Here is a 12,791-nt window from a genome sequence, read left to right on the forward strand (position 1 = left end):
TTTTTTATTTTTTTTCTTCGCCGCCGGCTGCTGCATCGCCTTCTGCAGCCTTTTCGTCTTTCTTCTCTTCTTTTGCTGGCTGAGCGGCTTTAGCGGCCTTTGCTTTCTTTGGCTTTGGAGGCTTTTTGCGGTAGGTGGTTACGAATTTAGCGAACTGAATTACTAAAATCATGACAATAACGGTGCCGATTACACGGAGGTCTTTGAGAACGCCAAGTATTACTGGGATATATTCTTTTATTGTCATAGTTTTTATATCGGCCAGCTGTACTTGAAACATTACCGTTTCTAATTTATCTTATATAAAACGTTTAACATAAAAGTATAAGAAGGAAGGAAAAAATGAAAGAATACATTCACGGTGCAAATCCATATATGCCATTTTGGGAGCATGTTCCTGATGGGGAACCTCGTGTTTTTGAATACAATGGAGAAAAACGAGTTTATCTTTACGGCTCTCACGATACTGTAAAAACTGAATACTGCGGTCCGGATCAGGTTGTATGGTCGGCTCCAGTTGACGATTTAACTAACTGGAAATGCCACGGTGTCTGCTATACTGCAACAGACGGCGGCATTCTCTATGCTCCTGATGTTGTTCAGAAGGGCGACACTTTTTATATGTATGCGGCTGAGGCAAAGGGCTCACGAATCATGCTTGCAACAAGTAAGAATCCTGCCGGTCCTTTTACAAATCCTGTAAAAACAGAACTTGGCTTTGATCCTGGTATTTTAGTTGATGATGACGGCCGCGTTTATGCCTTCTGGGGCTTCTGCAAGCAGTACTGCGCCGAACTCAATGATGATATGGCTACAATCAAAAAGGAGACTTTACGAGAAAATGTTGTAAAACACTGTATTGCGCCATGGTCGCCAAAAGACGGAATGGAAGATGAAAAGGACGCCTTCTTTGAGGCTTCTTCTCCTCGTAAGCTTTTTGGTAAATATGTTTACATCTATTCAAAGCGCTACTACACTCATCAGCCTCAGTATGGCGTTTACGAAGACTGTAACGGATTTCTGTCCTACAAATATAGCGACACCCCGCTCGGAGACTACAAGATGGGCGGCGACATCAGCTTTAACGGCGGCGAGATTCTTCCTGGTCCGGACGGCAAAAATCAGATGAGCTACCGCTGGGGCAACAACCACGGAAGCCTTATGGAAGTTAACGGCCAGTGGTATATTTTCTACCACCGTCAGATTGGAACTGATGAGTATGCCCGCCAGGCTATGATCGAACCGGTTGATGTTGCAATGGATAAGGCCGGCCGCATTTTTGTTGGTAAGATTACTTATAAGGACGGCGAACCGGTAGCTTCGGAGCCGGTTGAGATGACTTCGCAGGGTGCCCACATCAACGGTCTTGATGCCCGCAAGTGGATTTCTGCAGGTTATGCAGTTCACATTTACGGCGGTGCAAAGGGCGGTTACAACGGTGGCGCAGGCGGAGCCTACATCAAGCCTGTTTACGAAAAGGATGATAATGTAAGTTCTCCGATTGTTGACATTACAAATGGATTGACTGTTGGCTTCCGCTATCTGCAGTTTGGTTGCAATACACCTCACACAGTTACAGCTGATATTCTTGCTAAGGAAGATTTGACAGTAAAAGTGCGACTGGACAATTATAAAGGAAAAGAGATTGCCTGCTTCAATATGAAGAAAGGCGACAAACAGGCAACAGCCCCACTCACCTCTGGAGTAATTGGTAAGCGGGCTATTTACTTTGAGTTCCTTTCTTCATCAAAAGAAATAATCGCAGAGTTCGACAAATTTACTTTTGATTAATCATCGTCATTGCGAGAAGCGAATGCGACGAAGCAATCTACTCGTAATTATCCGGGTTGCCGATTGTACAAAGCTTGCCGCGAAGAATAAAACCTATTTTTTCGTAGCAGGCATTTGAGGCTTTGTAATCAGCATCAGTATAAAGCATTGGAAGATATCCTTTTTCCTTTGCGATTTTTGCCACCTGATAAACAAGATTTTCAGCATAATGGTGACGGCGGTATTCCGGTCTTGTAAATACAAGGCCGATACTTGCCAGTTCACCGTTAGGTCTGTAATCGCAGCTGGCAACATTCTTTCCTTCTTTATTCTTCCAGAAAAAAGTTCCCTTCCCTTTTATTGCTTCACCTGCATTCACAAGATACTTACTTCTTTCCTGCTGGTCAAAACCAATTTCACGATGCATCAAATCCATAAACTCTGCAAGTTCTTCCCTTTCTTCTTCAACACAAAGGACAAAGTAGCCGTCGGTAGGAGTCGGGGCCTCCACAAGCTTGGGGCAATCATAAGCAAACATATTTGTAAGAATCTCTAATTTTTTCCCTTCTGCTTCAGCACGTTTCATAAAATATTCTGCAAGAGGATATTTTAAATTGATTCTGTGAGTCTCGTCCAAAAAGCCATGTTCCATAGCAAGCTGGTAAGCCTGCTTCAATTCATCTTCATTTACATCATCAGCAGTCCAGATCCATACAGGAAAAGGGCTGCAGGAAAAACAGATAATGAGACGCGAATGGTCGGAAAGAATAAGCTGGCAGTCTCCACCCAAAATGCGCTTCAAAACAAAAAAAGTGTACTTGTCTTGTTCCAGTAATTCAAAATCTTTTTCGTTTGCAAATGTGTCCATAAGCGTCTCCTGTTATGAATATCTTGGATTATATTGTTTTTGTGATTGTGAAGAAAGAGATTTTTTTCTATAATCAGAAACATGGTTGGAATTATTGATTTTAATGCGGGAAATATCACTAGTCTGGAGCGGGCTCTGGACTATCTGAAGATTCCCTATATCCGTTCTAAAAATCCTTCTGAATTGAAAGACTGCGACCGCTTTATGTTTCCTGGAGATGGAGACGACGCTTATGCAATGGCAGAGCTGAAGAAAAGCGGCTTTGATTCTTTTGTCCGCGAGCAGGTTGCGGCAGGAAAGCCTTTGCTTGGAATCTGCGTTGGCTCTCAGATTATTTTTGAGCATTCAGAAGAAGGCGACGCTAAGTGTCTTGGGCTTGTAGAAGGCGAAATCAAACATTTTTATACGATTGAGCCAAAGATGAAGGAAGAGAAAATCAAGGTTCCCCATATGGGCTGGAATAACATAACTTTTGAAAACGGCGACTGCCCTATTCTGGCCGGAATCATAAATGATTCTGATGTTTACTTTGTTCATTCCTTTGTGATTTGTCCTAACGACCGTTCGGTAGTAAAGGCAAGCGCAGAATACGGAATTAAAGTTCCGGCTGTAATCCAGAAAGGAAATGTTTTTGCATGTCAGTTCCACCCGGAAAAAAGTGGCATTACTGGTCTGAAGATTATTGAGAACTTCTGTAAGTTATAAAAATGTGGTTTCGACAAGCTCAACCACCGGTGGTTGAGTAGGCTGCAAGCCGTATCGAAACCACATTGTTGGAGTAACCATGTTAAAAAAACGAATTATAATTTGTCTGGATGTAAAAGACGGACGCACCACTAAGGGTGTAAAGTTTCAGAATAATATAGACATCGGCGACCCGGTTGAGATGGCCGCAGAATATTACCGCCAGGGCGTAGACGAGCTGGTATTTTATGATATCATAGCCTCTGCCCGTGGTCGCGGTCCTATTCTCGATTTGATTTCCCGTGTTGCCCAGCAGGTTTTCATTCCCTTCTGCGTAGGCGGCGGTATTGGTACAATCGAAGATATCCGCTCTACAATTCTTGCAGGAGCTGAAAAGGTTTCTCTGAACTCACAGGCTGTGCGTAATCCAGGCCTTATTACAGAAGGCGCAAAAGTCTTCGGAAGTCAGTCTATTGTTCTTGGAATGGACGTTCGCCGAGACCCTACAAAGCCGAGCGGCTTTGGAACAACAATCAACGGTGGCCGCGTAGACACAGGCCTGGACGCTCTTGAATGGGCAAAGCGCGGCGTTGAGCTTGGAGCCGGCGAAATTGTTTTGAACTCAATGGATGCAGACGGAACTAAAAACGGCTACGACATCGAGCTCACCCGCCTTATTTCCGAAAATGTACCGGTACCTGTTATTGCAAGCGGCGGCGGCGGTACTCCTGCCCACTTAGCAGACGCCCTTACAGCAGGCAAGGCAGATGCAGCTCTTGTTGCCAGCATGGTTCACAACGGAACTTACACCGTTGGCCAAATAAAAGACGAATTGAACACTATGGGCGTTCCGATGCGTATGTAAAAGATGCTGAAACAAGTTCAGCATGACGTCACCCCAAACAACGTGGCTGTCACCCCGAACTTGTTTCGGGGTCTATTCATCTACGCGATATCGTGCACGGCTTGTTTCAGTTTCAAAAACATCAACTGCATAAAGGACTGGACCTTTCTTGCCTTTCTTGTAAGTCAGATCCAGTCCTTCGTTTTTCAGAAAATCTATTATTCCATTGTAAATATACATGGCAATGCGTTCTGCACTCGGGTTCTGGTCGAATACAGACATATCATTTAAGTTAGTGTGATCTAACTCCTTGCAAACCAGACGCAAAGCACCCTTGAGCTTAGAAAAATCCATCAGCATGCCGCCCTCGTTCAGCTCCGGCCCTTTTACATGAGCGTATACTTTATAGTTATGGCCGTGGAGGTTCTCACACTTGCCGTTATAGTCTCTTAAAAAATGTGCGGCCGCAAAATCCGCTGTTACTCTTACTTCAAACATAGAATATTTATAAATCTTTAACAGAAATTAATCTATATATATAGATTGCCACGTCGCTTCGCGCCTCGCAATGACAGTCATTGCGAACCGATGGTGAAGCAATCCATTTTCAATGACAAACAGTAATTAATTCACTATAATATAAGAATGACAAAACAACTTTCACAGATTCTGCCGGCTTTTCAGAACACAATAGTTGCAGCTGACGGAAGTAAAATTACAGATTTATCTGAAATCAATAATATACGTATTACGAACCTTGTATTCGACTCAAGAGAAGTTACAAAGGATTCTCTATTTTTTGCCCTTCCTGGTACCCACACAGACGGAAACAATTACATTGAGCAGGCAATTTTAGCCGGAGCTAACGCAGTTGTTTTTCAGGGAGAGCTCACTCCAGCCCAGAAAAAAGACGTTGCAGAAGCCATCATTAAGCGTACAATCGACAACGCCATTTCTGATGAAGCTCAAAAGTTTGCCCCTGCCCTCATCAATGTACCAGATGCCCGCTTTGCAATGGCTCCTCTTTCTGCAAGCTTTTATGATAATCCAAGTGAACGGCTTATTGTAATCGGAGTAACCGGTACAGAAGGAAAATCAAGTACAGTAAGCTTTATCTGGCAGCTTCTGAGAGCATGCGGAGAAAAGGCAGGCTTTATCTCTACTGTTGAATATTCCTTTGGCGGAGATGCCCTTCCTAATCCTCAGCATCAGACAACTCCGGAAGCACCAATCATCCAGCATCATCTTAATGAAATGCTGGAAAACGGCTGTAAATATGCAGTTGTAGAGACCTCTTCTCACGGACTTTCTACAAAGCTCAACCGCTGCGGTAATATTCTTTTTGACTGCGGAGTATTCATGAATGTAACTCTTGAGCATCTTGAGTTCCATAAAAACTTCGAAACCTACCGCAGTGACAAGGCAAACCTTTTCCGCGCTCTCGACAAGCATAATCATCTTAAAACAATTGCAGGCACAAAGCAGAAAATCAATTCTATTGGAATTGTTAATCTGGAAGATCCTTCTGCCCAGTACTTTATTGAAGCAACAAAGCAGCCTGTATACGGCTTTACAACAGAAGGAAAAGCAGGAAATGCTGCAGCAGAAAGCGGAAGCGAGGCTACACCACTTCCACCAATTCCAGATAATCTCCGCTACATGACAGCCCGCAATATTGCAAGCGCAACCTATGGTCTTAGTTTTGATGTAGATGCAGACGGAGAAAATGCCCTTTATCCGGAGAACTACGACCCGGTACAGCCACGCCCTCACAGCCACTTTGATGTAAAGGCAAGCCTGCCGGGAGCATTCAATGCCTATAATCTTATGGCAGCCATTACAGCTGTAAGCAGTGTAACCGGCCGTTCATTCGAAGAACTGGCAGTCCTCATTCCGCAGCTTACACCGATTAAAGGTCGCATGACTGTTATCGACGAAGGCCAGCCTTTCGAATTAATTGTAGATTACGCACACACACCTTCAAGCTTCGAGACAATCTTCCCGCCGCTCCGCAAGCGCTGCAATGGCCGTATCTTTGCCCTCTTCGGCAGTGGCGGTGAACGCGACCTTACAAAACGTCCCCTTCAGGGCCAGATAGCAGCCCGCTTCTGCGATACAATCGTTCTTGCAGATGAAGACCCTCGCGGTGAAGATCCTGTAGAGCTTCTTAAAATGATTGCAGAAGGAGCAATCAAAGAAGGTAAAGTAATGGGCGAAAATCTCTTTATCATTCATGACAGACCTCAGGCAATCCGCGAGACCTTTAAGATGGCCGCAAAGGGAGACATAGTTCTTCTGCTCGGAAAGTCGCACGAAAACAGTATTATTTATAAAGACCATGTTATGCCTTATGATGAAATCAGCGAGGCAAAAAAAGCATTAAAAGAGATGGGATTCACACAGGGGGAAAAATAAGATGACCATAGCAGTAATATACGGAGGCCGTTCAGGCGAACACGAAGTAAGCCTTGTTTCGGCAGCAGCAATTGCAAGCAATATCAAAAAAGAAAACAAGGTTCTTTTGATTGGTATTACAAAAGCAGGTAAATGGTACCTTCAGCCGGATGCTGAATACGAAAGAATCTGCAAGGACTCTAAGGCCGTTCTTACAATCAAAGAAGATGAAAGCAAGGCTGTGAGCATTGTTCCGGCCGGCGGAAAAAAGGCCTTTGTTGCTGGTGGAAAGCCATTAGACATTGATGTTGTTTTCCCTGCCCTTCACGGAACTTATGGTGAAGACGGTACTATACAGGGCCTTTTTGAAATGGCTGATATTCCTTACGTTGGCTGTACACCACTTGCTTCTGCCCTCACAATGGATAAGGAAAAAACAAAGCTTATCTGGCAGAGCGTTGGACTCCCTGTCGTACCTTATGTCTGCATTAAGCGTTCTGTTGTTTTAGACAGCATTGTTTATGATGCAGTTATCGAAGAAACAGAAAAAGAACTCGGTTATCCTATGTTTGTAAAACCTTGCTGTGCAGGAAGCTCTAACGGTGCTTCAAAGGCAAAGGACCGCAAAGAACTTCAATTTGCAATTATGGAAGCCTTCAACTGGGATGATAAGATTCTCGTAGAAAAATCTCTCAACAATGCCCGCGAAATTGAATGCAGCGTTACAGGAAACTCAGTTACCTACCCTGCAGACAGCGATGTTGAAGATGTAGTTGCTTATATTCCTGGCGAAATTAAACCTAATCATGATTTTTATGATTTTGATGCTAAGTACAATGACCCGGATGGTGCAAATCTTATGGTTCCTGCAGAACTTTCTGAAAACGACCTTGAAAAAATCAGAAAAACTGCCTGTGCAGCCTACAAGGTTCTTGATGCAACAGGTCTTTCGCGAGTTGATTTCTTTATTGACCGCGACTCAAAGGCTGTTTACCTCAACGAAATCAATACAATGCCTGGCTTTACTCCAATCAGCATGTTCCCTAAGATGTGCGATGCCGCAGGACTCAAGTTCCCTGAACTTGTAGATCTTCTGATAAAAGAGGCAGTTGCCCGCTACGAGGCAAAGAGCAAGTTGAGCACCAGCCGATAAAAAACTAGACTTCATACTAATTATATGGTAAAATATTCCAATTATTTTTATCAAATATCATAAAAAAAAGGAAACTTTATTATGAAAAAAAATACTGTTTACACACTCGGATCATTGATTATTCTTTTGATCTGTGCATTCTGTTTCGTTGTTCTTCCTGCAGTTGAAGGCAGAACAAGCCGTAACCAGGGCGGCGATGCTCCTGTTTTCGGAAAATATAACGGAAAAGAAATTAAATATGAGCAGGGCTCTGAGTTTGCAAACTTTGTATCTCAGTTCGGCCAGATGTATCAGATGTATGGTCAGCAGCTTGACCAGACTACTTACTATCAGATTTTCAACCAGGCATTTACTTCTACTGTAATGAATTATGCATTCTCAGATGAAGTTAAGAAATCTGGTTACAAGGTACCAAAATCTGCCATCACACGTCAGATTCTTCCATATTTCCAGGATGCAGACGGTAACTACTCATCTAAGCTTTACAAACAGGCTTCTGACAGCATCAAGCAGGAACTTCATGAGTCGGCAGAATCAAACCTTACTGCAAACCGTTTTTCAGAAGACTACTTCACAACAGAAGATAGACTTTATCTTACACCGCTTTATGGTCTTAAAACTTCTGAAGCTGAAAAAGCTTTCATTGCAAAAATGAATAAAGAACAGCGTGGCTTCAAAGTAGCTGTTTTCCAGAAATCAGATTACCCTCTTGAAGAAAAGCTTAAGTTTGGTAAAGAAAATGCAGCAAAATTCAACAACTATGACATGATGGTTATTACTGTTGAAGACAAAGCAAATGCAGAAACAATTGCTAAACGTATTTCTAACAACGAAATTACTTTTGAAGATGCAGTTTCTGAATACTCAGATAAGAACTATTCTAATTCAGAAGGTAAACTTACAAACTCATATCAGTATCAGATTGAAAACATTCTTGAAAACAAAGAAGACCTTGCTGCTGTAACAGGTCTTGCAGTTAATGCTGTAAGCGGAATTATTCAGACTAAAAACGGCTACTCAATTTTCAAGAATAATGCTGAATACACAAAACCTGATTTTGATTCTGAAACTATTCAGAGAACAATTACTTCATACATTTCTGCTTATGAATCAACAGTAATTGAAGATTACTTTACTTCAAAAGCTAAAGAATTTATTGCAGAAGCAAAGAAGACAGACTTCAACTCTGCAGCTGAAAAATTTGGTGCTAAAGCAAGCGAAATTGCTCCATTCCCACTCAACTACGGAAACATCGATGTTCTTAATAAGATCGATACTTCTGCTGATGGTCTTGCTAATGCAGAAAAGAATGAAAACTTCCTCAATACAGCATTCTCTCTTAAGCTCAACGAAATGTCTGAACCATTTGTTTTGAACAGCAACATCGCAGTTCTTCAGTATACAACAGAAGGTTCTTCGGATGATGATGATGTTAATACAAATCTCTTCCTTACTTATGATCGTAATGCTGCAACTGACATTGTTATGAATAGTGATAAACTTGAGAACAACTTCCTCTCAGTTTATTTCGACAACTACATGAGATAATAATTGGCAGATACCATTAATCAAAAGCCCTGTGTCGTTCAAAAAATCGAAACGCCTCAGGGCTTTTCTGTTTCTTATAAAGACCACCTTCTCTATTCAAAATACAATCCTGCCAAAAATATATGCTCTACAATTGAAAAACTTCAGCTTTTACCAGGAACAATTATTTTATGCTGTTCCCCGGTTTTGAATTATGGCCTTACAGAACTTCTTAATAAACTTCCTGAAAACTGTCTTTTAATTCTATGTGAAGCAGAAAAGGAACTTTATGATTTTTCTCTAAATGAAGGCCTTTTCAATATTTCTGATAAAAGATTGATTTCCTGCTCACAAGACAAGCTTAATGATTTACCACTTTTGATTTATAACTTTGCCAGCTCAGGACTTTACAAACGGGTTATTAGAATTGATATGTCTGCAGGAACTCAGTTTAACAAAGAGTTTTACGAAAAATTATTTGCAGCCTGCTCAGACTCAGTAATGACCTTCTGGAAAAATAGAATTTCTCTGACCCGCTTTGGCCGCCGTTATTCTAAAAATCTTTTTACAAACCTTCATTATCTTGCAGATTCAAAGCCAATAAGTGATTTTTTTGCCACAGTAGAAAAACCTCTTATAGTCTTTGGTGCAGGAGAAAGTACACAGACTTTGCTTTCGTCATTGCGAGCACAAAGTACGAAGCAATCCATTCTTTCTGATTACTATGTAATCTGTGCAGACACTGCCCTGCAACCTCTCTTAAAAAACGGAATCAAACCAGATGGAGTTTTTGTAGAAGAAGCACAAAGCGTAATTGTAAAAGCCTTTACCGGGACCCCAAAAGATATTCATATTTTTGCAGGCCTTTCTTCTATTCCGAATCTGGCACATCGTGCAGGAGCGAAAAATCTTTCCTATTTCTTTACGGAATATGCAGACGGAAATTTTTTTGATTCCTTAAAATCCCAAAGCTTTATGCCAGCTGCAAACAAACCTTTTGGCTCCGTAGGACTTACAGCTGTTTATTATGCCCTCAAGTTCCGTAAAAATGAAAATGTGCCGGTCTATCTTACAGGTCTCGACTTTTCTTACAGTACAGGCCTTACCCATACAAAGGGAGCACTGGCTCACATCCTGCGGCTTATCCAGTCTAACCGCCTGATATCACCACAGAACTACGCCGCAGCCTATGGACTGGGCACTGAAAAAGTATCTGGAAAAAACGGCCAGCCGGTAATTACGAGTCCAACTCTTAAAAACTACGCCGCAATGTTCAAGAGCTTTTTTGCAGGAGAGAAAAATCTTTTTGATGCGGGTGATTCAGGAATTGACCTGGGCTTACCACGTAAAAAACTGGATTGCCACGTCGCTGACGCTCCTCGCAATGACGAAGGAAGATGCGAGACCTCCACTTTCCGTCATTGCGAGGCCGAAGGTTGTGGCAATCCATACGTAAAAGAAATAGAAAACTACCTTCAAAAAGAACGCATAGCACTCGAAAACCTGCGCGACCTCTTAACCGGTAAAACAGAATTGAAGGATGATAAACTTTTAGAAGAAATCCGGAAAATCGCAGAACCACGCGAGTATCTCTATCTTCATTTTCCAGATGGATTTAAGTTCTCTTTGGAACAATCATTCTTGAACCGAATACGTATAGAACTCGACTATTTTCTTAAATTAATATAATCGTAAGAATCACGATAATGTGTGTTCAAAATATGGAACGCATATTTTGAACACATTATTGATCGTCGTTTTCTTTAAGAACTGCAAGGAAAGCACTCTGAGGAAGTTCAACATCACCAATCATCTTCATGCGCTTTTTACCCTCTTTCTGTTTTTCCAGCAGCTTTCGTTTACGGGTAATATCACCACCGTAACACTTGGCAAGAACGTCCTTGCGTACAGGGTTTACGGTTTCGCGGGCAATAATCTGGCCACCGATTGCACCCTGAATTGCTACCTTAAACTGCTGACGGGAAATCTCGTTCTTAAGGCGTTCACAAACCTTGCGGGCTCTGTCTACTGCGTTCTGGCGGAAGGTCAAAAGAGACAGGGCATCAACATTCTTTCCATTCAAGAGAATATCAACCTTAACAAGGTCAGTTGCACGATAGCCTGTAACTTCATAATCAAAAGAAGCATAACCGCGGCTGTAGCTTTTGAGACGGTCATAAAAATCAAAGAGAACTTCTGCAAGAGGCATTTCGTAAGTAAGTTCAACACGCTTTGTATCAAGATACTGCATGTTAGTCTGAACACCTCGCTTTTCTGTACAAAGGGCAATAATAGAACCAAGGAACTCAGCAGGAGTAATAATGGAAGCCTTGATGTAAGGCTCTTCTGCATCCTTAATGCGGCCCTGTGGATATTCAGAAGGGTTATCAATATACATATCTTCGCCGTTCTGAAGATGAAGGAGATAGCGAACGCTTGGTGCAGTAAAAATTACAGCCTGGTCAAAGTCGCGTTCAAGACGCTCCTGAATAATTTCAAGATGAAGAAGACCTAAGAAACCGCAGCGGAAACCATTACCCAGAGCAAGGGAATTATCCTTTTCGTAAATCAAGCTTGCATCGTTGAGCTTAAGCTTTTCCATACTGTCTTTAAGCTCTTCGTAATCGTTTGAATCCATAGGGTAGATTGATGAATATACAACAGGCTTTACTTCCTTAAAACCAGGAAGCGGCTCTTCTACACCGCCCTCTACAGAAGTAATTGTATCACCAACCTTAACATCACTTACAGTTTTAAGACCAGAAATGATATAACCTACATCACCAGCTTCAAGCACACCGGTTTCTTCATAATTGATTTTAAATATACCGCACTGCTCTACCTTGTACTGAGTGTTTGTACTCATCATCTTGATGAGGTCACCGGTTTTTAAGCGGCCTTCCATTACGCGGACATGAACAACAACACCGCGGTAAACATCATAATGACAGTCGAAAATCAGGGCGGCAAGCTTTCCGTTAGGGTCGCCTGTAGGGGCAGGAAACTTTGTTACAATAGCTTCAAGAAGCTCATCAATACCCTCACCTGTTTTTGCAGAAACACACATAGCGTCTGCAGAGTCCAGACCAAGCTCATTATCAATCTGATTTTTACATGAAGCAATATCAGCAGATGCAAGGTCAATTTTATTGATTACAGGAACCATCGTGAGGTCATGTTCAAGAGCCATATACATATTAGAAACAGTCTGGCTTTCAACCCCCTGGGTTGCATCAATCAGAAGAAGAGCACCTTCACAGGAAGCAATGGCACGGGAAACCTCATAAGAAAAGTCTACGTGACCCGGAGTATCTACAAAGTTCAGTTCATAGTCGTTGCCGTCCTTTGCGTGATAAGGAATAGTTACAGCCTGACTTTTAATTGTAATACCGCGTTCACGCTCAATATCCATATTATCGAGAATCTGGTTCATCATTTTACGGTCATCGATAATTTTTGCCTTTTGAATAAGGCGGTCAGAAAGAGTTGATTTTCCGTGGTCTATGTGTGCAACAATACAAAAGTTGCGCTTAAATTTCATTTCAGTCATT

Annotated in this window: 11 protein-coding genes; 7 read left to right on the top strand and 4 right to left on the bottom strand. The window is 42.0% G+C overall.

The features are described from left to right. Window positions 1–4: 4 nt before the first annotated feature. Window positions 5–280 carry a hypothetical protein gene (locus G626_RS0112820; protein WP_022933192.1) on the bottom strand — a complete coding sequence of 92 codons (276 nt, stop codon included), beginning with the start codon at window positions 278–280 and terminating at the stop codon, window positions 5–7. Window positions 281–342: 62 nt separating this feature from the next. Here G626_RS0112820 and G626_RS0112825 point away from each other — a divergent pair, with 62 nt between their 5' ends. Next, window positions 343–1,791, top strand: a complete 1,449-nt coding sequence (locus G626_RS0112825) for a family 43 glycosylhydrolase (protein ID WP_022933193.1) — start codon at window positions 343–345, stop codon at window positions 1,789–1,791. Between the two features lie 37 nt (window positions 1,792–1,828). Here G626_RS0112825 and G626_RS0112830 read toward each other — a convergent pair whose 3' ends face one another. Then, entirely contained in the window at window positions 1,829–2,638 is an 810-nt protein-coding gene (locus G626_RS0112830) for a GNAT family N-acetyltransferase (protein ID WP_022933194.1), read from the bottom strand. Between the two features lie 81 nt (window positions 2,639–2,719). On the opposite strand from G626_RS0112830, the gene hisH reads away from it, so the two are divergent. Both hisH and hisF read left to right on the top strand, forming a co-directional pair. Continuing rightward, window positions 2,720–3,343 carry an imidazole glycerol phosphate synthase subunit HisH gene (gene hisH, locus G626_RS0112835; RefSeq protein ID WP_027727186.1) on the top strand — a complete coding sequence of 208 codons (624 nt, stop codon included), beginning with the start codon at window positions 2,720–2,722 and terminating at the stop codon, window positions 3,341–3,343. A 79-nt stretch (window positions 3,344–3,422) separates the two neighbouring features. Further along, complete coding sequence (hisF, locus tag G626_RS0112840) at window positions 3,423–4,187, top strand: imidazole glycerol phosphate synthase subunit HisF (RefSeq protein WP_022933195.1); 765 nt, start codon at window positions 3,423–3,425, stop codon at window positions 4,185–4,187. 72 nt (window positions 4,188–4,259) lie between these two features. Here the strand turns inward: hisF and queD are convergent, their stop codons facing one another. Continuing rightward, window positions 4,260–4,664 (bottom strand): 6-carboxytetrahydropterin synthase QueD, encoded by a 405-nt coding sequence (gene queD, locus G626_RS16700; RefSeq protein ID WP_022933196.1) that lies wholly within the window; start codon window positions 4,662–4,664, stop codon window positions 4,260–4,262. Between the two features lie 147 nt (window positions 4,665–4,811). Here queD and G626_RS0112850 point away from each other — a divergent pair, with 147 nt between their 5' ends. From G626_RS0112850 to G626_RS0112865, 4 genes are all read left to right on the top strand, one after another. Further along, a complete protein-coding gene (locus tag G626_RS0112850) occupies window positions 4,812–6,581 on the top strand; it encodes a Mur ligase family protein (protein ID WP_022933197.1) in 1,770 nt (589 codons plus the stop codon). A gap of 1 nt (window position 6,582) precedes the next feature. Further along, window positions 6,583–7,713, top strand: a complete 1,131-nt coding sequence (locus G626_RS0112855; RefSeq protein WP_022933198.1) for a D-alanine--D-alanine ligase family protein — start codon at window positions 6,583–6,585, stop codon at window positions 7,711–7,713. Between the two features lie 81 nt (window positions 7,714–7,794). Then, complete coding sequence (locus G626_RS0112860) at window positions 7,795–9,261, top strand: SurA N-terminal domain-containing protein (protein ID WP_022933199.1); 1,467 nt, start codon at window positions 7,795–7,797, stop codon at window positions 9,259–9,261. Between the two features lie 3 nt (window positions 9,262–9,264). Then, on the top strand, window positions 9,265–10,929 hold the full coding sequence (locus tag G626_RS0112865) for a 6-hydroxymethylpterin diphosphokinase MptE-like protein (RefSeq protein WP_022933200.1): 1,665 nt from the start codon (window positions 9,265–9,267) through the stop codon (window positions 10,927–10,929). 55 nt (window positions 10,930–10,984) lie between these two features. Here the strand turns inward: G626_RS0112865 and lepA are convergent, their stop codons facing one another. Beyond that, complete coding sequence (gene lepA / locus G626_RS0112870) at window positions 10,985–12,790, bottom strand: translation elongation factor 4 (RefSeq protein WP_022933201.1); 1,806 nt, start codon at window positions 12,788–12,790, stop codon at window positions 10,985–10,987. Window position 12,791: the final 1 nt, after the last annotated feature.

This window comes from Treponema bryantii NK4A124, from assembly GCF_000421345.1.
GTDB lineage: Bacteria > Spirochaetota > Spirochaetia > Treponematales > Treponemataceae > Treponema_D > Treponema_D bryantii_B.